This window comes from Pseudomonas reinekei, from assembly GCF_001945365.1.
Lineage (GTDB): Bacteria > Pseudomonadota > Gammaproteobacteria > Pseudomonadales > Pseudomonadaceae > Aquipseudomonas > Aquipseudomonas reinekei.
This window is the reverse complement of the sequence record NZ_MSTQ01000013.1, coordinates 94813-116508: the sequence shown is the minus strand read 5'-3', so window position 1 is coordinate 116508 and position 21696 is coordinate 94813. Positions and strand designations below refer to the sequence as shown.

The 21696-nt window shown below is 56.4% G+C and carries 22 protein-coding genes; 16 read left to right on the top strand and 6 right to left on the bottom strand.

Going from position 1 to position 21696, the window contains the following annotated elements:
• Positions 1–26: 26 nt before the first annotated feature.
• The 11 genes from BVK86_RS20495 to BVK86_RS20445 all read left to right on the top strand — a co-directional run bounded on the left by BVK86_RS20495 (position 27) and on the right by BVK86_RS20445 (position 12108).
• Positions 27–497, top strand: a complete 471-nt coding sequence (locus BVK86_RS20495) for an arsenate reductase ArsC (RefSeq protein ID WP_075948139.1) — start codon at positions 27–29, stop codon at positions 495–497.
• A gap of 16 nt (positions 498–513) precedes the next feature.
• The gene (arsB, locus tag BVK86_RS20490; protein WP_075948137.1) at positions 514–1575 is read left to right on the top strand and encodes an ACR3 family arsenite efflux transporter; all 1062 of its coding nucleotides are present in this window, start codon (positions 514–516) and stop codon (positions 1573–1575) included.
• A gap of 4 nt (positions 1576–1579) precedes the next feature.
• Positions 1580–2296 carry an arsenical resistance protein ArsH gene (gene arsH, locus BVK86_RS20485; protein ID WP_028621207.1) on the top strand — a complete coding sequence of 239 codons (717 nt, stop codon included), beginning with the start codon at positions 1580–1582 and terminating at the stop codon, positions 2294–2296.
• A gap of 13 nt (positions 2297–2309) precedes the next feature.
• Positions 2310–2816 carry a cyclin-dependent kinase inhibitor 3 family protein gene (locus BVK86_RS20480; RefSeq protein ID WP_075948135.1) on the top strand — a complete coding sequence of 169 codons (507 nt, stop codon included), beginning with the start codon at positions 2310–2312 and terminating at the stop codon, positions 2814–2816.
• 35 nt (positions 2817–2851) lie between these two features.
• A complete protein-coding gene (locus BVK86_RS20475) occupies positions 2852–3856 on the top strand; it encodes an ArsJ-associated glyceraldehyde-3-phosphate dehydrogenase (RefSeq protein ID WP_075948134.1) in 1005 nt (334 codons plus the stop codon).
• Between the two features lie 12 nt (positions 3857–3868).
• Positions 3869–5104: an organoarsenical effux MFS transporter ArsJ gene (arsJ, locus tag BVK86_RS20470; protein WP_075948132.1), complete on the top strand. Its 1236-nt coding sequence runs from the start codon at positions 3869–3871 to the stop codon at positions 5102–5104.
• Between the two features lie 322 nt (positions 5105–5426).
• Positions 5427–5768, top strand: a complete 342-nt coding sequence (locus BVK86_RS20465) for a hypothetical protein (protein ID WP_075948131.1) — start codon at positions 5427–5429, stop codon at positions 5766–5768.
• 100 nt (positions 5769–5868) lie between these two features.
• Positions 5869–7125, top strand: a complete 1257-nt coding sequence (locus tag BVK86_RS20460) for a TolC family protein (protein ID WP_075948130.1) — start codon at positions 5869–5871, stop codon at positions 7123–7125.
• Positions 7122–8606: an efflux RND transporter periplasmic adaptor subunit gene (locus BVK86_RS20455; protein ID WP_075948129.1), complete on the top strand. Its 1485-nt coding sequence runs from the start codon at positions 7122–7124 to the stop codon at positions 8604–8606. Before BVK86_RS20460 ends, BVK86_RS20455 begins: the two co-directional genes overlap by 4 nt.
• The gene (locus BVK86_RS20450) at positions 8603–11761 is read left to right on the top strand and encodes an efflux RND transporter permease subunit (protein ID WP_075948128.1); all 3159 of its coding nucleotides are present in this window, start codon (positions 8603–8605) and stop codon (positions 11759–11761) included. Before BVK86_RS20455 ends, BVK86_RS20450 begins: the two co-directional genes overlap by 4 nt.
• A complete protein-coding gene (locus tag BVK86_RS20445) occupies positions 11758–12108 on the top strand; it encodes a copper-binding protein (protein ID WP_075948127.1) in 351 nt (116 codons plus the stop codon). Before BVK86_RS20450 ends, BVK86_RS20445 begins: the two co-directional genes overlap by 4 nt.
• An 87-nt stretch (positions 12109–12195) precedes the next feature.
• Here the strand turns inward: BVK86_RS20445 and BVK86_RS20440 are convergent, their stop codons facing one another.
• The 5 genes from BVK86_RS20440 to BVK86_RS20420 form a co-directional block, all read right to left on the bottom strand.
• Positions 12196–12468 (bottom strand): heavy-metal-associated domain-containing protein, encoded by a 273-nt coding sequence (locus BVK86_RS20440; protein ID WP_075948126.1) that lies wholly within the window; start codon positions 12466–12468, stop codon positions 12196–12198.
• 114 nt (positions 12469–12582) lie between these two features.
• Positions 12583–14853, bottom strand: a complete 2271-nt coding sequence (locus BVK86_RS20435; protein ID WP_075948125.1) for a heavy metal translocating P-type ATPase — start codon at positions 14851–14853, stop codon at positions 12583–12585.
• A gap of 90 nt (positions 14854–14943) precedes the next feature.
• Positions 14944–15195, bottom strand: coding sequence for a DUF2933 domain-containing protein (locus BVK86_RS20430; RefSeq protein WP_075948124.1), 252 nt, complete (start codon positions 15193–15195; stop codon positions 14944–14946).
• A 125-nt stretch (positions 15196–15320) separates the two neighbouring features.
• A complete protein-coding gene (locus BVK86_RS20425) occupies positions 15321–15722 on the bottom strand; it encodes a hypothetical protein (protein ID WP_075948123.1) in 402 nt (133 codons plus the stop codon).
• A 99-nt stretch (positions 15723–15821) separates the two neighbouring features.
• Positions 15822–16217: a hypothetical protein gene (locus BVK86_RS20420; protein ID WP_075948122.1), complete on the bottom strand. Its 396-nt coding sequence runs from the start codon at positions 16215–16217 to the stop codon at positions 15822–15824.
• 285 nt (positions 16218–16502) lie between these two features.
• On the opposite strand from BVK86_RS20420, the gene BVK86_RS20415 reads away from it, so the two are divergent.
• The 5 genes from BVK86_RS20415 (at position 16503) to copD (ending at position 21140) form a co-directional block, all read left to right on the top strand.
• Positions 16503–16712 carry a co-regulatory protein PtrA N-terminal domain-containing protein gene (locus BVK86_RS20415; RefSeq protein WP_075948121.1) on the top strand — a complete coding sequence of 70 codons (210 nt, stop codon included), beginning with the start codon at positions 16503–16505 and terminating at the stop codon, positions 16710–16712.
• 150 nt (positions 16713–16862) lie between these two features.
• Positions 16863–18728 carry a copper resistance system multicopper oxidase gene (locus BVK86_RS20410; RefSeq protein WP_075948120.1) on the top strand — a complete coding sequence of 622 codons (1866 nt, stop codon included), beginning with the start codon at positions 16863–16865 and terminating at the stop codon, positions 18726–18728.
• Between the two features lie 10 nt (positions 18729–18738).
• A complete protein-coding gene (locus BVK86_RS20405) occupies positions 18739–19749 on the top strand; it encodes a copper resistance protein B (protein WP_083659340.1) in 1011 nt (336 codons plus the stop codon).
• 69 nt (positions 19750–19818) lie between these two features.
• Entirely contained in the window at positions 19819–20202 is a 384-nt protein-coding gene (gene copC, locus BVK86_RS20400; RefSeq protein ID WP_075948119.1) for a copper homeostasis periplasmic binding protein CopC, read from the top strand.
• 2 nt (positions 20203–20204) lie between these two features.
• Complete coding sequence (copD, locus tag BVK86_RS20395; RefSeq protein WP_075948118.1) at positions 20205–21140, top strand: copper homeostasis membrane protein CopD; 936 nt, start codon at positions 20205–20207, stop codon at positions 21138–21140.
• 51 nt (positions 21141–21191) lie between these two features.
• Here the strand turns inward: copD and BVK86_RS20390 are convergent, their stop codons facing one another.
• Positions 21192–21638, bottom strand: coding sequence for a DUF411 domain-containing protein (locus BVK86_RS20390; protein ID WP_075948117.1), 447 nt, complete (start codon positions 21636–21638; stop codon positions 21192–21194).
• Between the last annotated feature and the right edge of the window lie 58 nt (positions 21639–21696).

Sequence of the window (21696 nt, the reverse complement as noted above, 5' to 3'; positions counted from 1 at the left end):
GCGCTGGGCCTTTACGAGATAGCCTGATGAAGATTCTGTTTCTCTGCACCGCCAACAGTTGCCGGAGCATTCTTTGTGAAGCCATGTTCAATCACCTGGCTCCGACTGAGATGCAAGCCTACAGCGCGGGTAGCCAGCCAAAGGGCGAAGTCCATCCATTGAGCCTGAAAACGTTAGATAAGGCTGGAATCTCGACCGCAGGGCTCTACAGAAAGTCCAGCGATGTCCATGTGAACCTGGCCCCTGATTTTGTCATCACGGTTTGCGACAAGGCTGCCGGCGAAGCCTGCCCGGTCTTTTTTGGCCCGGCCATCAAGGCCCACTGGGGGCTGACAGATCCTTCTGAGTACCAAGGGACTCAAGAAGAGATCGAGGCGGCTTTCGAAGCCACTCTGGAGCAGATCAGAAGCCGAATCGAAGCCTTCCTGGCTTTACCGCTCAAGCAGTTAAGTGCCGAACAACTCAAGGCCGAGCTGGCCCTGATTGGCACCCTCTGACACTGGAGACATGACAATGAGTACAAGCCGTCTTTCTTTTTTGGATCGCTATCTGACGGTCTGGATCTTTCTCGCCATGGCGATTGGTGTCAGCTTGGGCAGTCTGTTCGCAGGGCTACCGACTTGGCTCAGCAGCCTTTCGGTGGGTTCGACCAACATCCCGATTGCCATCGGCCTGATCGTGATGATGTATCCGCCGCTGGCCAAGGTGAGGTACGAAGAGCTGCCGGAGGTGTTCAAGGACAAGCGCATCTTGGCGTTATCGCTGATCCAGAACTGGGTGATTGGCCCTGTGCTGATGTTTGTACTGGCCATCGTGTTTCTCGCCGACAAGCCCGAGTACATGACCGGCCTGATCCTTATTGGTCTGGCGCGCTGCATCGCCATGGTGCTGGTGTGGAATCAGATCGCGGGTGGCAACAACCAATACGTCGCCGGGTTGGTGGCTTTCAACAGCATCTTCCAGATCCTGTTCTTCAGTGTGTATGCATGGATCTTCCTTGGCCTACTGCCTCCACTGTTCGGATTACAGGGCAGTGTGATTGATACCAACTTTGTCAGCATCGCCGAGTCCGTGCTGATCTACCTGGGCATCCCATTCCTGGCTGGTTTCCTTACACGCAAAATCCTCATCAGCCGCAAAGGCGAGACTTGGTACAACCAGCGCTTCATTCCGCGCATCAGCCCTCTGACGCTGGTAGCGCTGCTGCTGACCATCGTGGCGATGTTCAGCCTCAAGGGCGACATGGTGGTGCAACTGCCGTTAGATGTGCTGCGCATCGCTATCCCGCTGACCATCTATTTCGTGGTGATGTTCTTCATCAGCTTTTGGATGGGCAAACTGCTCCGCGCTGACTATCCACGCACCACTGCACTGGCCTTTACCGCTGCCAGCAACAACTTCGAGCTGGCCATTGCCGTCGCCATCGCGACTTTCGGCCTCGCCTCGCCGGTGGCCTTTGCCACGGTGATTGGCCCTCTGGTGGAAGTGCCAGTGCTGATCTCCCTGGTTGGCGTGGCCCTTTGGCTCAAGCGCCGCTGGTTCGATCATCCGAAGGGCGCCCTCGCTCAGGAGTAAATTTATGACTGAAGAAATGATCCCCAACCTCGATGCCGAACTGGTCGATCTGCCGACCCTCGATAAGCTCGGCAGTACGTTGTCGGCCACGCACAAGCCGCGCATCTTGCTGCTCTACGGCTCGACTCGCGAGCGTTCGTTCAGCCGCTTGCTGACCGAAGAAGCTGCGCGCCTGTTGCAGCACTTCGGCGCAGAAACACGCATCTTCAATCCATCTGAGCTGCCGTTGCCAGACGACGTGCCGGACAGCCATCCCAAAGTGCAAGAGCTACGCGAACTGGTGCTCTGGTCAGAAGGTCAGGTCTGGTGCTCCCCGGAGCGCCACGGCTCGATGAGCGCGGTGTTCAAAGCGCAGATCGACTGGATTCCGTTGACCATGGGCGCGGTGCGCCCAACCCAGGGTAAGACGCTGGCGGTGATGCAGGTCTGTGGTGGCTCGCAATCCTTCAACGTGGTCAACCAGCTGCGTGTGCTGGGTCGTTGGATGCGTATGTTCACCATCCCTAACCAGTCCTCGGTGCCGAAGGCCTACCTGGAGTTCGATGAAGCCGGGCGGATGAAGCCCTCCGCATTCTACGACCGTGTCGTGGACGTGATGGAAGAGCTGGTGAAATTCACATTGCTGCTGCGCGAGCGGCAGGACTATCTGGTCGACCGCTATTCCGAGCGTAAGGAATCGGCGGAAGAACTCTCCAAACGCGTTAATCAACGCTCTATCTGAAGGACGACTGATCGTGCACCAACATCCGTACTCCGTGCTCACCACGACAGCTGTGCAAGGCCAACTGATCTTCACCCCTTGCCCAGGTACGAAAGACGCGTCGGTCGCTGAGGCGCTGGACACTCTGAAGGCAGCAGGTGCTTCGGCCTTGCTGACGCTGATGCCCACCGAAGAGTTGAGCCGGAACGAAGTCGAGAATCTGCCAGAGGAATGCCAACAGCACGGCATCGAGTGGTTTCACCTGCCTGTGGAAGATGACCAAGCGCCTGTTGAGTCATTCCAGGTTGCTTGGAAGGCCAGTCGTGAGCGGATCAAGCAACTGCTCACCGAAGGCAAGAATATTGCCATTCACTGCAAGGGCGGCTCGGGCCGTACCGGATTGATTGCAGCACAATTGCTGATCGAATGCGGAGTGCCGTTCCGCGAGGCGGTAAGCGAAGTACAGGCGCTGCGTCCGCGTGCGATTCAGCACCCTGCGCATATCAACTACCTCCGCCAATTCGACACCGCCAAGTCGTAATTGCCCGCAGACTGCAGCCTCAAGAGAACAACAACATGAGCATCAAAGTAGGTATCAACGGTTTCGGTCGTATTGGTCGTCTCGCCCTGCGTGCAGCCTGGGGATGGCCAAAGTTCGAGTTTGTGCACATCAACGACCCGGCAGGCGATGCAGCAACTCATGCGCACCTGATCAACTTCGACTCTGTGCATGGTCGTTGGCACAGCGAAGCCAGCGCCGAAGGCGATCATGTAGTGATTGGCGGCAAGCGCATCAAGGTCACCGCGAACAAAGCGATTGCTGACACCGATTGGTCGGGTTGCGATCTGGTGATTGAGGCCAGCGGCAAGATGAAAACCGTAGCGGTGTTGCAGGCCTACCTGGATCAGGGTGTTAAGCGTGTGGTGGTCTGTGCGCCGGTCAAGGAGCAAGGCGCCTTGAACGTAGTGATGGGCGTTAACCAGCACCTGTTCGACCCTGCGCAGCACCGCATTGTGACCGCTGCTTCCTGCACCACCAATTGCCTGGCCCCGGTCGTCAAAGTGATCCACGAGAACCTGGGCATTCGCCACGGCTCGATCACCACCATTCACGACCTGACAAACACCCAGAGCATCCTCGATCAGCCGCACAAGGATCTGCGCCGCGCCCGCGCTTCAGGCATGAGCCTCATCCCAACCAGCACCGGCTCGGCCACCGCCATTGCAGAAATATTCCCCGAACTGCGTGGCCGCCTAAATGGTCACGCGGTGCGCGTACCGTTGGCCAACGCCTCGCTTACCGATTGTGTGTTCGAAGTGGAGCGCGCTACCTCGGTGGATGAGGTCAATGCGTTGCTCAAGGCGGCGGCAGAAGGCCCGCTGAAAGATATCCTCGGCTATGAAGTACGCCCACTCGTGTCCATCGACTACCGCACCGACCCACGCTCATCGATCATCGATGCGCTGTCGACGATGGTGATCAATGGCACTCAAGTGAAGATTTATGCCTGGTACGACAATGAATGGGGTTATGCCAACCGTGCTGTTGAGCTGGCCAAACTGGTCGGCATGGCCGATTAACAGGGAGAGATCATGAACGCGTTGTCAGCCCTTTCCCCGCAAGTGCGCCAGTACCTGTTAGTGACCGGCAATTACTGGGCTTTTACTCTCACCGACGGCGCCTTGCGCATGTTGGTGGTGTTGCACTTCCATGCGTTGGGCTACAGCCCGTTACAGATTGCGTTCCTGTTTCTGTTCTATGAAATATTCGGTGTCATTACCAATCTGGTCGGCGGTTATCTGGGTGCCCGCCTAGGTCTGAATCGCACCATGAACATTGGTTTGGGACTTCAGGTGGCAGCCTTGTTGATGCTGACTGTGCCCGCCGCCTGGCTGACCATCCCTTGGGTAATGGGGGCTCAGGCGTTGTCGGGCATTGCCAAAGACCTCAACAAGATGAGCGCCAAGAGTTCCATCAAACTCTTGGTGCCCGACAACCAACAAGGCACCCTTTATCAATGGGTGGCAATTCTCACTGGCTCGAAGAACGCGCTCAAAGGCGTGGGTTTCTTCCTGGGCGGTGCGCTTCTGGCATTGCTGGGCTTTACGGTTGCCGTGCTAGCGATGGCCGCGACTCTGGCGTTGATCTGGATAGCCAGTCTGTTCCTGTTGAAGAAGGATCTGGGCAAGGCCAAAGCCAAACCGAAGTTTCGCGACATTCTCTCCAAGAGCAGGGCAATCAATATCCTTTCGGCGGCGCGAATGTTCCTCTTTGGTGCCCGCGATGTCTGGTTTGTGGTGGCTTTGCCGGTCTACCTGAGTAGCATATTCGGCTGGGATTTCTGGAAGGTAGGTGGCTTTCTTGCGGCCTGGGTTATCGGCTACGGCATCATTCAATCGTTGGCCCCAAACATAACTGGTAAGAAGCGTGGCCACGTACCGGATGGTCGTGCGGCATTTCTGTGGGCACTTGCGCTGGCAGGACTGCCTGCGGCAATCGCCCTCGGTCTCTCGGCTGGTTGGTCGCCTCACTTTGTGCTGCTGGGTGGGTTGATGTTGTTCGGCGCTCTGTTTGCGGTGAACTCTTCTTTGCACAGCTATCTCATCGTCTCGTATGCGAAAGAAGACGGGGTATCGCTAGACGTCGGTTTCTACTACATGTCCAACGCCCTGGGCCGACTGCTCGGCACCGTGCTGTCCGGCTGGATTTATCAGAGTTACGGATTGGAGACTTGCTTATGGGTTTCCTCGGTCTTCGTGTTGTTGGCCGCCCTAATTTCTATCGCCTTGCCTAGGCATGCCGAGGCGATTTTGAACCGTCAGACATGACGGAGTGAACCTCTGCGCGCTGCGCGCCGTGGGGTAGTTGGTAGAGCCTGAACTGGCACATGTCGGAGGCACGTCATGAACAAGTTTATCGGCATATCTGCGGTGCTTAACCGGCAGAGAATGACCCAATATGGCGATAGCGACAGACAGAAGCGAGCAATACCGGCCAGAAGCTTTCCAGCTCAATGCTGCGTAAGTCATGTGTTAACGATAATCCTGATTTAATTCTGATGCGGTGATATCGCCTGAATCAGGGCCTTCGGCAGGCTGTGAGAACTTCATCCAATTGTAAGACCCCATTTCAGCCACTACACTCCAGCCTATGAAACGCTACCTGCGGTTTTGCCTCATTTTCGTGATTAGCCTGGCGCTTCCCCTTAGCGGGATGGCGGGTGTTCAGGCGCCGACAGAACCTTGCCCAATGAAGACGATGGGCATGGCGATGATGGATGACATGGGAATGGACTGCTGCAATGACATGAAAAGCCCGACAGAGCATGGAAAACCCTGCAAGCCGGGCCAGGAATGCAAGACTGGCGGCATGCTGCAAGTCTCGATCCTCAAGCCTCCTGTAACCGTATTCAGCCCCGTAGTGATTTCCTTCTTCCGCGATTCCCTGCCCGTACAAACTCCGTCCGGGGTATGGCGACCGCCTCGCGTTTGATTCCTGTCCAACATTGAGCCTCATTCCGCATTAGCGGGATGGACTGGCTGCGCGCATGTCTTTTTGACGCGTGCAGTGGATGATCACAGGAATCGTAAACATGAACTCCAAGTGCTATTGCACAGGTTGGCCCCTCGTGGCCGGTCTGGCGGCAAGCGTACTGGCATTGCCGAGCTTCGCTGCCGCATTGACACTCGATGAAGCGTTGCGGCTGGCTGAAAACAATGCACCGTCGCTGATCGCACAAGACGCCAAAATTCAGGCTGCCAGCAGTGCGGCTATTCCAGCGGGTGAATTACCCGATCCCAAGTTGCTGGCAGGTGTGCAGAACTACCCCATCGGCGGCCCAGATCGCTGGAGCATCAACCAGGACTTCATGACCATGCAAATGGTCGGGGTCAGACAAGAGATGCCCAACAGCGACAAGCGCAAAGCACGCATTGAGGTCGCCGATGCGGCCATTGATCGAGCTGCGGCAGAGCGTGGAGTCGAGCGCCTAAAGGTACGCCAGTCCACGGCGTTGGCCTGGATCAGCAGCTACTCAGTTGAGCGCAAAGATGCGCTGTTTCAGGACTTCTACAAAGAGAACCGCCTGCTGACCGATACCGTCCGAGCCCAGATTGCCGGTGGCCGCGCTCAACCCGCCGATGCGGTGACGCCCAAGCAAGAAGCGGCTCAACTGGAGGAGCAACAGGACGATCTGGTTCGCCAGCGCGTGCAGGCCCGAGCGGCCCTCAAACGCTGGATAGGCTCCGCCGCCAACGACAAGCCTGTGGGTAGCTTGCCTCAATGGCCTGTCGATCCCTCAAGCTACGCCCATAAACTGCAACACCATCCCGAGTTGGCAGCGTTTGCGCCGATGACCCGTGAAGCGCAAGCCAAGATTCGTGAAGCAGTGTCGGAGAAGCAGTCGGACTGGAGCTGGGAACTGGATTACCAGCGCCGTGGCCGTGAGTTTGGCGACATGGTCAGTGTGCAATTTTCCTGGGATTTACCGCTGTTTCCTGACTCTCGGCAAAATCCCAAAATCGCAGCCAAACAGGCTGAACTCAGTCAGCTAGAGGCTGAGCGCGATGCCCTGTCACGCGAGCACACTCAGCAACTGGAAAACGAACTGGCTGACTATGAGCGCCTGAATCGTGCGGTAAGCCGCAATCAGGAAAGCCTGTTGCCGCTGGCCAGGGAAAAGGTCGAACTCAGCATGGCCAGCTACCGTGCCGGCAAAGGCGATTTAAACGCCGTTGTTACCGCCCGACGTGAACTCATCGAGGCCCGACTCAAACAGATCGACGTGGAAGAACAGCGAGCACTGACCAGTGCGCGTTTGTTTTTTGCTTATGGGGACTCCAGCCAATGAACCTTAAAACATGGAACGGGGCATGGTTGGCAGGCATCTCGCTGGCATTGGGTGTTGCCGGTGGTTACTGGTTCGCTCACCAGCGCATGAGCGGAGTACCAAGTACTGCTGCTGAACAGAGCCTAAATTCCCCGGACGAACGCGAAGCCCTGTATTGGTACGACCCTATGTACCCGCAGCAAAAGTTCGACAAGCCGGGAAAATCCCCCTTCATGGACATGCAATTGGTTCCTCAGTACGCCGGTGGCGTAGGGGATCGTGCGACCGTCAATATCGATCCGAGTTTGACCCAGAATCTCGGCCTGCGTTTTTCAACTGTCACCCGTGGGATCTTTGATTCCAGTCTCGACGTCACAGGAGTCTTGGGATTCAACGAGCGTGATGTCGCGGTGATCCAGGCACGCACATCTGGCTTCGTGGAACGGGTCTATGCCCATGCACCGGGCGATCTGCTCAAAGCCAATGCGCCGTTGGCGGATATTCTGGTGCCAGAGTGGGCCGCCGCCCAGACAGAGTTCCTTGCACTCAAGCGCAACGGTGAAGCCGACCTGTTGGCTGCGGCCCGCCAGCGACTGCGGCTCACAGGGATGCCGGCTACGCTGATCACCCAGGTAGAGCGCAGTGGCAAAGTCCAGCCGAACCTGACCCTCACCAGTCCCATCAGCGGCGTGCTGCAAGAACTGAATGTACGTGCGGGTATGACCGTGTCGGCTGGCGATACTCTGGCCCGCGTCAATGGCTTGAGCAGTGTCTGGCTAGCCGTGGCTGTTCCAGAATCGGACTCCGCAGCTATCACAGTGGGGCAGCCAGTCGAAGCGCGTCTGCCAGCTTTCCCTGGGACAACGCTCAATGGCAAGGTCAGCGCGATTTTGCCCGAGACCAATCCGGACAGTCGCACGCTTCGCGTGCGGGTGGAACTACCCAATTCGGACGGGCGCCTCAGACCGGGTTTGACGGCGCACGTACGCCTGAACAGCTCAACCGGGCAAAGTGTCTTGTGGGTGCCGAGCGAGGCGGTTATTCGCACTGGCCGACGTGCTCTGGTGATGCTCGCCGAAGACGCTGGCCGCTACCGTCCGGTTGAAGTGCAACTCGGCCAGGAAAGCGATGGCAAGACGGCGATAGTGAAAGGTCTGGAAGAAGGCCAGAAGGTGGTGACCTCTGGCCAGTTCCTGCTCGACTCGGAGGCCAGTCTCAAGGGCATCGTTGCAAGCTCGGAGAAAGAGTCGCCGCCCAGTGAAGCAGCCTCCGGTTTACATGAGGCGGATGGGCAGATCGTTGAGATCAACGACAAAGAAGTCACGCTCGCCCATGGCCCCTTCAAGACGCTGGGCATGCCTGGCATGACGATGACGTTCCCTCTCGCCAGTCCGGCTCTGATGCAGGGCCTTAAAACGGGCGACAAGGTTCGGATCGCGGTGAGCCAGACCGATGATGGTTTGCGTGTTGAGCGTCTGGACAAATCGGGGAGCCAACCATGATCGCTGCCCTGATTCGTTGGTCAGTGGCCAACCGATTCCTGGTGCTACTGGCGACGCTGTTTGTCACAGCTTGGGGCATTTGGTCGGTGCAGAACACGCCCATCGATGCGCTGCCGGATCTCTCCGATGTTCAGGTGATCATCCGTACGCCTTATCCGGGACAAGCGCCGCAGATTGTCGAGAACCAGGTGACTTATCCGTTGGCCACCACCATGCTCTCGGTGCCGGGAGCCAAGACTGTGCGTGGCTATTCCTTCTTCGGTGACAGCTTCGTTTATGTGCTGTTCGAAGACGGCACGGACTTGTACTGGGCTCGCTCGCGGGTGTTGGAGTATCTGAGCCAAATACAAAGTCGGTTGCCGGCCAGCGCCAAACCGGCGTTGGGGCCGGATGCGACAGGGGTGGGTTGGATCTACCAGTACGCACTGGTGGATCGCAGTGGCGGTCACGATTTAGCCCAGCTCCGAGCACTTCAGGACTGGTTCCTCAAGTTCGAACTCAAGACCTTGCCGAACGTTGCGGAAGTGGCCACCGTGGGAGGCATGGTCAAGCAATACCAGGTGCAGCTTGATCCGCTCAAACTGGCCAGCCTCGGCATCACTCAGGCTGAGGTGACCGACGCTATCGGCAAGGCCAATCAGGAAACCGGTGGGGCGGTGCTGGAGATGGCAGAGACCGAGTTCATCGTGCGTGCTTCCGGCTACTTGAAGACACTCAATGACTTTCGGGCGATCCCACTGAAGCTGGGCTCGGGCGGTGTGCCGGTGACCCTTGGCGATGTCGCCACGATCCAGCTGGGGCCGGAAATGCGGCGTGGCATCACCGAACTCGACGGTGAGGGCGAGACCGTCGGCGGCGTGGTGATTTTGCGCAGCGGCAAGAATGCTCGCGAGACCATTGCTGCGGTCAAGACCAAACTCGACGAGCTGAAAAAAAGTTTGCCGTCTGGGGTGGAAATCGTCACCACCTACGACCGCAGCAAGCTGATCGACCGCGCTGTGGAAAATCTCAGCCACAAGCTCATCGAAGAGTTCATCGTTGTCGCGTTGGTTTGTGGGATCTTCCTCTGGCACTTACGCTCGTCGCTGGTGGCGATCATCTCCCTGCCGGTGGGGGTGTTGATTGCCTTCATCGTCATGCGCTACCAAGGCATCAACGCCAACATCATGTCCTTGGGCGGGATTGCCATCGCCATCGGCGCCATGGTGGATGCTGCCGTGGTAATGATCGAGAACGCCCACAAGAAGGTTGAGGCGTGGCATGTGGCTAATCCAGGGGAAGAACTGAAGGGGGTGCGTCATTGGCATGTGATGACCGAAGCGGCGGCAGAGGTAGGCCCGGCGCTGTTCTTCTGTTTGTTGATCATCACCCTGTCGTTCATTCCAGTGTTCACCCTAGAAGCTCAGGAAGGACGGCTGTTCGGCCCATTGGCTTTCACCAAGACCTACGCCATGGCCGCAGCGGCGGGATTGTCAGTGACCTTGGTGCCCGTGCTGATGGGCTACTGGATTCGAGGACGAATCCCCAGTGAGCAACAGAACCCGTTGAACCGGTGGTTGATTCGGATCTATCAGCCAGCCTTGGATGCAGTCTTGCGTCGACCAAAGATCACAATGCTGGTGGCACTGTTGGTGTTTGCCAGTGCGCTATGGCCAATGTCGCGCTTGGGCGGCGAGTTTCTCCCCCCGTTGGACGAGGGCGATCTGCTCTATATGCCTTCAGCCCTGCCGGGATTGTCGGCGCAGAAAGCGGCGCAATTGCTGCAACAGACCGACCGCCTGATCAAGACTGTTCCAGAGGTCGAACACGTTTTCGGTAAAGCAGGTCGTGCCGAAACCGCTACCGATCCGGCACCGCTGGAGATGTTCGAAACCACCATTCAATTCAAGCCGCAGGAGCAATGGCGCCCAGGCATGACACAGGAAAAATTGGTGGAGGAACTGGATCGAGTGGTACGAGTTCCTGGGCTAACCAATATCTGGATACCACCGATTCGAAACCGTATCGATATGCTGGCAACAGGTATAAAGAGCCCAATCGGAGTGAAAGTTGCCGGCACCAACCTGACGGAGATCGATGCCGCGACTCAGGCAGTCGAGCGAGTGGCCAAGGGCGTGCCCGGTGTCAGTTCGGCCCTGGCCGAGCGGCTGACCGGTGGCCGCTACATTGACGTCGATATCGACCGCAAGGCCGCTGCTCGTTACGGGCTGAACATCGCCGATGTGCAGTCCATCGTGGCAGGTGCCATCGGTGGTGAAAACGTCGGCGAGACCATTGAAGGTCTCGCACGTTTCCCGATCAACGTACGTTACCCACGGGAGTGGCGCGACTCGCTCGGTGCCCTGGAGCAATTGCCGATCTACACCCCTCTGGGAAGCCAGATCACCCTTGGCACTGTGGCGAAGGTCAAGGTCAGCGACGGCCCACCGATGCTCAAGAGCGAGAACGCACGGCCTTCAGGCTGGGTGTATATCGATGTGCGCGGGCGAGACATTGCCTCGGTGGTCGCCGATCTACGCCGGGTCGTCAATGAGCAGGTCAAGTTGCAGCCCGGTATGAGCCTCAGTTATTCAGGACAGTTCGAGTTTCTCGAAAGGGCCAACGCACGCCTCAAACTGGTGGTGCCTGCCACGCTGCTGATCATCTTCGTGTTGCTCTACCTGACGTTTGCCCGATTCGATGAGGCCTTGCTGATCATGGCCACATTGCCATTCGCACTGACTGGGGGGGCATGGTTTCTCTATCTGTTGGGATTCAACCTGTCGGTCGCCACCGGAGTTGGCTTCATCGCATTGGCCGGTGTATCTGCCGAGTTCGGCGTGATCATGCTGCTCTACTTGAAGACCGCCTGGGCCGAGCGTGAAGATCTCGGCGACAGCACTGAATCCGGTCTGGTTTCCGCGATTCGTGAAGGCGCTGTGCAGCGAGTTCGGCCCAAGGCCATGACCGTGGCGGTCATTATTGCTGGCCTGCTACCCATCTTGTTGGGCAGCGGTACTGGTAGCGAAGTGATGAGCCGCATTGCCGCGCCCATGGTAGGCGGCATGGTCACGGCACCCTTGCTTTCCCTGTTTGTCATTCCGGCAGCCTATCGCCTGATGCGTCGCCGGCACCTCTCCGTTGAAACCGTCAAACCTGAAGGAAGTGTCGTATGAAACTGACCCTGATTGCAGTTGCAAGCACCGTATTCGCGCTATCACTTTCTGCCCATGCGGAGGACATGCCGGGCATGAAAATGGACGGTATGGAGGGCATGCAGATGGAGCAGAAAACACAACAGGCTTCAGTCGCAAACACCGAGGGAACGATCAAGGCTATCGATACTACGAAGCATACGGTGACCATTTCCCACGGAGCTGTTCCAGCTGTGCAATGGCCGCCGATGACCATGGCTTTTTCGGTAACGGAAGATCAGCTGACAGGGCTGGCGGTCGGAGACCGTGTCTCGTTTTCCTTTCGGCTAGAGGGTGGCAAAGCCACAATTGTTTCCATTAAAAAATAAGACTGTAGTAATGAAAATTACCGGCACGCTCTGTCGCGCCGGTTTTTACTGTCTATTCATGGGAGTTCTCCAGTTTGAAAATAATCCTTACCGGCAGCAGCAACTGCCGCCGTTCCCGCCACAGCCCGAGGTTTTCTTACTCGCTACGCTTTCCACTGTCGCCAGCTGTGCTGGATAGCCCGCGTTCTCCAAGGCTGCAAGCAGCGCATGGCTGTCCGAATCGCCGCTGACCTTCACCCGTCCGGCTTGTAGATCCACTGTTACGTCACTGACTCCTTCAAGTGGGCGCAGCGCTTCAGTGACATGTTTGACACATGAGCCACAGCTCATGCCCTGGACTTGCAGTTCAACAGCTTTCATTGGTGACTCCTCACAACAAAGTTGATCATGGAAAGACTGACGCATGAGGCTTTTCTGCGGCGTTGGCTTATCCTCAACCTTGCTGTCATGGCAAGGTCAAGCGGTCGTTTTCACTCAATCAATGGAAGCCTGGCGCAGACGCAAGGCGTTGAATACCACCGACGCCGAGCTCACGCTCATGGCCAGTGCGGCAATGAGCGGTGACAGAAGGTGACCGGTAAGTGGATAGAACAAGCCGGCAGCCAGTGGGATGCCCATGGCGTTGTAAAGGAAGGCGAAGGTCAGGTTCTGGTGCATATTTCTCACCGTTGCTACTGACAGGCTGCGAGCACGCAGGATACCGAGCAGATCGCCCTTGACCAGAGTGACCTGAGCGCTGTTCATAGCCACGTCAGTGCCAGTGCCCATGGCGATACCTACATCAGCGCGAGCCAGTGCGGGGGCATCATTAATGCCGTCGCCGGCCATCGCCACCCGGTGTCCGGCTTGTTGCAGAGATGCCACCAGACGTTCTTTATCTTGCGGTTTGACCTCGCCGTGAACCTCCTCGATGCCCAACTGGCGAGCTACTGAGCGAGCAGTCGTAAGGCCGTCGCCAGTGGCCATGATGACCTTGACGCCATCCGCCTGCAGACGCTCGACGGCCAGCTTCGTGGTGGGTTTGATGGGGTCGGCAACAGCCAGCAAACCCGCCAGGGCGCCATTGACTGCCAGGTACATGATGCTCGTACCGTCGCCGCGTAGCTTCTCGGCATGTGCTTGCAAGCTCTCGGTGGAAACGTCCGCCTCCTGCATCAACGCGGTATTGCCTAGGATCAGGCGGCGACCCTCGACCTTACCGCTTACACCAATACCTGAGGCTGACTCGAAGGTTTCAGGTGTCGCCAGTGTTAGCCCTGCGGCACGAGCCTGCTCGACGATGGCGTGGGCCAATGGATGCTCACTGCCCTGATCGAGACTTGCGGCCAGGCGCAACACTTCATCCTGAGTAAATCCGGGTACGGCCTCGACGCTATGGAACGCTGGTCGACCTTCAGTGAGGGTGCCAGTTTTGTCGACTATCAAGATGTCTATCTTGCGCAGGTTTTCGATGGCGGCGGCATCGCGAAACAATACGCCGCTGCCAGCAGCCTTGCCGGTGGCAACCATGACTGACATCGGTGTCGCTAGGCCAAGGGCACAGGGACAGGCGATGATCATGACCGCGACAGCGTTGATCAGTCCGAACACCCAACTTGGCTCGGGCCCCCACAGCCCCCAACCGAGTAGTGTCAGCGCGGCGATAGTAATCACCACAATCACGAAGTAACTGGCAATCACGTCTGCCAGCCGTTGCATCGGCGCTTTTGAGCGTTGTGCCTGCACAACCATCTGCACAATCTGTGCGAGCAGGGTCGCCGACCCTATCTTCTGCGCCTGCATCACCAGACTGCCGTGGATGTTTAGGGTGGCTCCGATCAGCGCGTCGCCGGCCCTCTTCATAATCGGTATCGGTTCGCCGGTGAGCATCGACTCATCTACGGCGCTTTCGCCTTGCAACACCTGGCCGTCGACAGGCACTTTTTCGCCCGGTCGCACACGTAACGTGTCGCCGCTGTGTACGTGTGTCAGAGGGATGTCTTCTTCCGTGCCATCGGCATTGATCCGTCGGGCAGTTTTGGGTGCCAGTCCAAGCAGCGACTTGATGGCAGCCGAGGTTTGCGAGCGAGCCTTGAGTTCAAGCATCTGGCCGAGAAGGGTCAGTGAGATGATCACAGCCGCCGCTTCGAAGTACACACCGATGCGGCCCTCCATCATGAAGTTGCTGGGAAATACATCGGGGGTCAGGGTGGCCACAACGCTGTAAAGGAAGGCCGCCGCCGTGCCGAGGCCGATTAGCGTCCACATGTTCGGACTTCGCTGAATCACCGAACGCACACCACGCACATAAAACGGCCAGCCAGCCCACAGCACGACGGGTGTAGCCAATCCCAGCTCGACCCAATTTTGCGTGGTGCCATGGAACAGCTCCAAGGCATGGCCACCCATAGCCAGCACGGTGACGATCACTGTCAGTGGCAATGTCCACCAGAAGCGCCGGGTGAAGTCCTTGAGTTCTAAGTTCTCTTCTTCCTCCAATTCGGGAATCACCGGCTCTAAGGTCATGCCGCACTTAGGGCAGACGCCGGGGCCGATCTGGCGAATTTCCGGATGCATGGGACATGTGTATTCAGCGGCACCCGTTAACGGTTCTGTTGTTGTCTGAGGGACTTGTTCGATTTTCAGTTGAGATATTCGATAACGCTCGGGCGCTGCCCTGAAGGTCGTTTGGCATTTCTGGCTGCAGAACCGGTAGTTTTGCCCCTCATATTCCGTGCTGAACTGGCTGTCGTTACTCACGGTCATGCCACATACAGGGTCATGGGAGCCAGTGGCTTGGGGTTCAGAGTTCTGTATTGGGCCGTGCTCTTGACGAACCTCAGGGGTGTGCATGAGCTAACTCCTGTTCGCATCCTTGGTTGAGACTGAGGTTTCGCCGTGATGATTGTGACCACCGTGGTGGTGCCCGAAAAAATGCATCAGCGGGCACAACAGCAAAATCATATAAGGCAGTAAACCCAGCATATGGCCGTAGTGTTCTCTTGCCAGATAGAACAGCACGATCACCAGCAGCATACCCAGCGCTATGCCGGGTTTGCTCCTCCAAAATGTTGGAGAGGTGTTAGCGGAATGTGGCGAATTCATCATGGTTCTGTACTCCTGAGGGAGTGCGGTTTAGTGATACGTCGTAAAGGTGCAACGGGCGGCAGTTTTACCCTTGGCATATTGGTTAAGGCAAAACCGTCGCTGCATTGCCTACAGGCTTGTGCCCGTCACTTGCTCGTCTGCATGTTCATCATGCTCGTTTGCTGATCCATCATTTTCATCATCATGTTCATCATTCCCATCTCCATGCCGTCTTTGTTGCCGTCCATGCCCATGCCCTTGCCATGACAGTTCTTATGCATCATGGCCATGCTGTCCTTCATCGTCTTCATGCTCTCCTGCATGGCGGCGTGTCGCTCGGCAGGGGTCTTGGCGGCGGCTGCCTTGTCGTGTGCAGCCTGCATTTTTTGCATTTGCTCGGTCATGACAGTGTTTTGCATCGGCGTAGCTGCTTCGCTTGTCTTGGCGGGCGCGGTCTGCCCCTCCGGGTGATGCTCATCGACTGCCGAGGCGATAAGTGGGCTGCTCACGAGCAGGGTGGCGAGGATAAATTTCAATGTGGCATGCATGGCAATCTCCAAAGGGTCAGGACAACTCAGGTAATACCAAGCCGCGCCAGGTTGGCGCAGTCAGACAGTGCGCCGAAGATCGGCGCGCAGAAGGTCGGATTAATCGTTGAAACGGACGAAAATCAGGCGGGCAGGAGGTCTGGCCGGTACAGGGCGCCGTAATGCAAGAAAGGCAAAAGCGGAGGGATTGGCGGGATACAAAATCAGCAACGCTGGGATAAGGAGCAGAAACGTCCAACTGAACAGGTCAAATATTTGAAGATGGAGCGAAGGACTTACAGCTATTGCCGCATCGGCGCAGTGCTGAAGGCAACCGAGGGCATGGGCGTCGTGGCTATCGTGATCTTGCGTGGTGATCAGCGAGACATGAGTTGTAGCCGGATTGTGGCTGGGCTGTGCCAGACATCCCTGGGTCGCTGCCAGACCAAACGCTAACACCCACAGCACGATGGCGAGGCGTATGAACATTGGTTGACGATGGCGAAACCAGAACATGGAGAATCTCCGGTACTGATTAGCGGATTTTGATTTTTCAACATACGCCACATTGAAGTGCCACGGTTGATCTACATCAATTTATGCAGCCGGCTGTCGGTTCTGTGGTGCGGTCAAATTTTATGACGCCCGTCGATCTTTCAGATGTTGAGTTTCTCCGTGTGCTGTCAAAAGTGTAATCACCGGCTAAGCGTGCTGACAGGTACGTCCCCTCATCATCCTCATCGAGCTGACGCTCAAACTCTCTGGTTTCATCGAGAGTCAATTCCTTGAAGGAGATGCACTATGAAAGCAACCAACGTTGTGATTCTTACACTCAGTTTGGCTATATCGTCCCTGGCCTTTGCCGAAGGTGGCGGCGACCGTGCGGTTGAGCGCATGGAACGAGCTCGCGAGACGGCAATGGCCACCACCAAACCCGTCTCACAAGCGCAAGTGCAAGAGGATATTGCACAGGAAAAGCCCACGGCTGAAGAGCAGAAGCATCAATGCTGAGCCGCCCAGCTTACGGAAATGTAATCACCCCGTTTGCTGGCTTATGGCATCTTCCGATGTATCAAGCGCACTGGCTATCCAAAGCGTGAACCCTCGGGAACACGCCAACGTGCGTGCACCTGACATCCGACTGATGGGACATGAATCGGTATGCATTCCAAAACTTCTCGGCGCACCTTTGTGAAAGGTCTGACCGCAGGCGGGATTCTCGGTGGCTTAGGCCTCTGGCATACCCCTATTTGGGCGGCCCGTAGCTTGGGCGAGACTAATGTCCTGTCAGGTACAGAGTTCGACCTCTTTATTGGAGAGACACCGGTAAATATCACTGGGAATACCCGGACTGCCATGACAATCAATGGTGGGATACCGGGGCCTCAGCTGCGCTGGCGTGAGGGCGATACCGTGACCTTGCGGGTCAAGAACCGCCTCAAGGATATGACATCAATCCACTGGCACGGGATTATCCTCCCCGCGAATATGGACGGTGTGCCGGGCCTTAGCTTCCATGGGATCGAGCCTAACGGCACGTATGTCTATCAATTCAAGGTCAAGCAGAACGGAACGTACTGGTATCACAGTCACTCCGGCTTCCAAGAACAGGTAGGTGTATACGGCCCATTGGTAATCGACGCGAAAGAGCCCGAGCCATTTGAGTATGACCGTGACTACGTGGTGATGCTTACTGACTGGACGGATGAAGATCCGGCTTCGCTGATGAAAACATTGAAGAAGCAGTCTGACTACTACAACACCCACAAACGCACAGTCAGTGATTTCATCCATGACGTAGCTGACAAAGGTTGGTCAGCCACCGTAGCTGACCGCAAGATGTGGGCCGAAATGAAGATGAATCCCACTGACATTGCAGACGTCAGTGGCGCGACATACACCTACTTGATGAACGGCCACGCGCCGAACTCCAACTGGACGGGCACCTTCAAACCTGGCGAAAAGCTTAGGTTGAGGTTCATCAATGGTTCAGCCATGAGCTACTTTGATGTCCGTATTCCGGGTTTGAAGATGACTGTCGTGGCTGCCGATGGCCAGTATGTCAAACCTGTGAGCGTGGATGAGTTCAGGATCGCCACTGCCGAGACTTTCGATGTGATCGTCGAACCAACTCAGGACGCCTACACACTGTTTGCGCAGGCGATGGATCGGTCGGGGTACGCAAGAGGCACCTTGGCCGTCCGGTCTGGCCTGGCCGCTCCGGTACCTGAGCTAGACCCACGTCCTCTCGTCACCATGGCTGACATGGGTATGGCCGGTATGGATCATGGCTCGATGGCTGGTATGGGCGATATGGCTGGAATGGATCACAGCAAGATGGCCGGTATGGGTGACGGCCCAATGGAGGGCATGACAGGCATGGACGGCGGAGCCCTGAACGGTATGAACCATGGCGCTACGCAAGATACGTCCGGCATGGACAGCATGGCTGGGATGGATCACAGCAAAATGTCTATGGGCGGCATGAGTGGTATGGGAGAAATGCAGTCGCACCCAGCCACAGAATCCAACAACCCTCTCGTCGACATGCAGGCAATGACAACGTCGCCAAAGCTTGATGATCCTGGCATGGGCCTTCGCGAGAATGGTCGAAAAGTGCTGACGTATTCTGATCTAAAGAGCACGTTTGAGGATCCAGATGGCCGTGAGCCAAGTCGGACTATCGAACTGCACTTGACTGGCCATATGGAGAAGTTTTCCTGGTCTTTCAACGGCGTGAAGTTTTCGGACGCCGAGCCGTTAAAACTGAAGTACGGCGAGCGAGTCCGGATCGTTCTTGTCAACGACACCATGATGACTCACCCCATCCATTTGCATGGCATGTGGAGCGACCTAGAAGACGAGAATGGCCAATTCCTTGTTCGCAAACACACTATTGATATGCCGCCAGGCTCGAAGCGCAGCTACCGAGTGACAGCCGATGCACTGGGACGCTGGGCCTATCACTGCCATCTCCTGTACCACATGGAAATGGGGATGTTCCGCGAAGTGCGTGTAGAGGAATAAGGAGTCGACTATGAGCAATTTTCTTTGCGGGACTCGCATGCACTCAGCTGTGTTTACGGTCGCTCTGACCGCTGGTTTTGTCTTCCCCGCAGCCGCTGAAACAAGCCAGGGTACCGAAGACGGGCAGATGCAGACCATGGATCACAGCCAGATGCAGACCATGGATCACGGCAAGATGGAAGGAATGGATCATAGCCAGATGCAGGGCATGGATCACGGCAAGATGGAAGGCATGGATCATAGCCAGATGCAGGGCATGGATCACAGCAAAATGGAGGGTATGCAGCCCGCAAAGCAACCACAAGCCCAAAGCCGGAATCCGATACCGCCGCTAACCGATGCCGACAGAGCCGCAGTCTATAAATCCCCAGGTGGTCACGCGGTTCATGACACAGCCCTCAACTCATTTTTTATATTTGAGAAATTGGAATGGCAGGATGCTGACGATGGAAGCGCACTGAACTGGGAAGCCCAAGGTTGGATAGGGGGAGATGTTGATCGTCTATGGTTGCGTTCCGAAGGCGAGCGCTCCAATGGGAAGACTGAAAAAGCTGAAGTGCAAGCATTGTGGGGGCACTCAATCAGCCCCTGGTGGGATCTAGTCGGCGGTGTTCGTCAAGACTTCAAACCAGAAGATCCTCAAACGTGGGCGGCTTTGGGTGTCCAGGGTTTGGCGCTCTACAATTTCGAGGCCCAGGCCACAGCTTATCTAGGTGAAGGTGGCCAGACCGCAGCGCGTTTAGAAGGGAACTACGACATTCTTCTAACCAATAAGCTGATTTTGCAACCAACAGCAGAATTCAATTTCTATGGCAAAAACGATCCCAAACGTGGAGTCGGTTCAGGGTTGTCTGAGAGTGAAGTTGGTTTGCGGCTCCGATACGAAATCCGTCCAGAGTTCGCACCTTACGTAGGTGTGACTTGGAATCGCTCTTATGGAAATACCGCTGACTATGCCAGCGAGGAAGGCGAAGACAATAACGAAGCACGTCTGGTGCTCGGCGTCCGGGTGTGGTTCTAAATCACAGTTAGCGGCACCAAATAATTATTTAACCTCATCACCACAGCTACGCGCTGTGAGGAGCCTTGCATGTCTGTATTTAAATCCTGTGTTGTGGCCGTCGCTCTTTCGTCCAGTCTTCTGCTCAGTGCAGTGGCCCAGGCTCACCCGAAGCTGGTGTCTTCAACTCCGGCTGAGGGCGCGAACGGCCCAGCCCCTGCGAAGATTGAGCTGCACTTTTCTGAAAACCTGGTTACCCAGTTTTCCGGAGCCAAGTTGATCATGACCGACATGCCCGGCATGCCAAACTCTCCTATGGGTGTGAAAGCTAGCGTGGCCGGCAGTAACGACCCTAAAACCATGGTCTTGACCCCGGCCTCTCCTCTCACAACTGGCACCTACAAAGTGGAATGGCGAGCGGTCTCGTCCGATACCCATCCGATTACTGGCAGCGTCATCTTCAAAGTGAAATAAGTATGAGCGACCCAATTAACGTGGCGCTGCGCCTCGCGCTGTATTTGGATCTGATGCTCCTCTTCGGTCTTGCCGTCTTTGGGCTATACAGCTTTCGGGGAAAAGAGCGTGTATCGGGAACGCTGTTGCATTTTGGGTCGCTACTACCTGGCACCGCTGTTATAGGTATGCTTTTGTCCATAGCAGCTTTTGTAGTTATGACAAAAAATATGAGTGGCGCATCCGACTGGGCGGAGCTGCGACCTCACATGGAAATGATGCTGTACGAGACTGAGGTCGGCTACAGCTGGGTGACACGCATGATCTCGCTAGCAGTGGTGATTTTTGCTGGAAGCCAGAACAGGCGATGGCCGACGGGCAGTCTCTGGGTCGCTACCATTGCGGGCAGCATTGCCTTAGCGACAATCCCATGGACAGGTCACGGGGCGATGGATGAAGGCGCCCTGCGATTCTGGCACTTTGCCGCTGATATTCTGCACCTACTTGCCGCTGGCGGATGGATCGGAGCTCTCGCGGCGTTTGGTCTGATGTTGAGTATTAGGGGGGCTAATTCGGAGCAACTGGTACTAGTGCTATCGCGAGCGCTCAAGGGATTCGAAACAGCGGGCGCATTCATTGTTGGTACGATCATAGTTACTGGCGTCGCTAATTATCTCTTCATTGTCGGGCCGACAGTAATCGAAGTCGTAACCAGTACCTATGGCATTCTCCTACTCGTGAAGATCCTACTTTTCGTGGGCATGATCGGGCTAGCTACCCTCAATCGTTTCTACCTGAGCCCTTCACTAGAGCGATCTGTGGTGGCCGGTGATTTTTCTCTAGCGGCAACTGCTTTGAGAAAAAGTGTGGTGATCGAATCGACCTGTGCTGTTGTCATCGTTTGCTTGGTGGCTTGGCTAGGAACATTGAGCCCCTCAATCGAGATGGCTCAAGGGTGATCCAGAAGCTAGATCCGAGCGGCCCCAAGGGCGCTCAGATCTGAGCAACGACTATCGGCTGATGGGGTAGTCAGCGACCACTTCTTGCGCACCTGCCTTGGTGAGCCCCAGGACTTGGTAAGGTTGATGATTCTGGCCGTAGTCCATACCAGGAGAACCTGCGGGCATGCCTGGCACTGCAATTCCTGCGAGGTCTGAGCGACCATTCAGCTTCTTGATTTCATCGGCTGGGACATGACCCTCTACGAATTTGCCGTCAATCACAGCCGTATGGCATGAAGCGAGTCCCTGTGGCACGCCCAGGTTCTGCTTGATAGCGCTCATGTTGGTTTCCACGTGGTCGACCACCTTGAATCCATTCGATTCGAGGTGCTTGACCCATTCCTTGCAGCACCCGCAGTTCGCGTCCCGATGTACATCGATTTTGAGTGGCTCAGCTGCCTGCACAACCCCAAAAATCATCAATCCCACAGCAAGCGATAGCTTTCGTTTGAACATTCGATGCACCTCGTCACGTTTTAGTGTGCGGTTGCGCTGTATGCACTGGCCGTAGGCC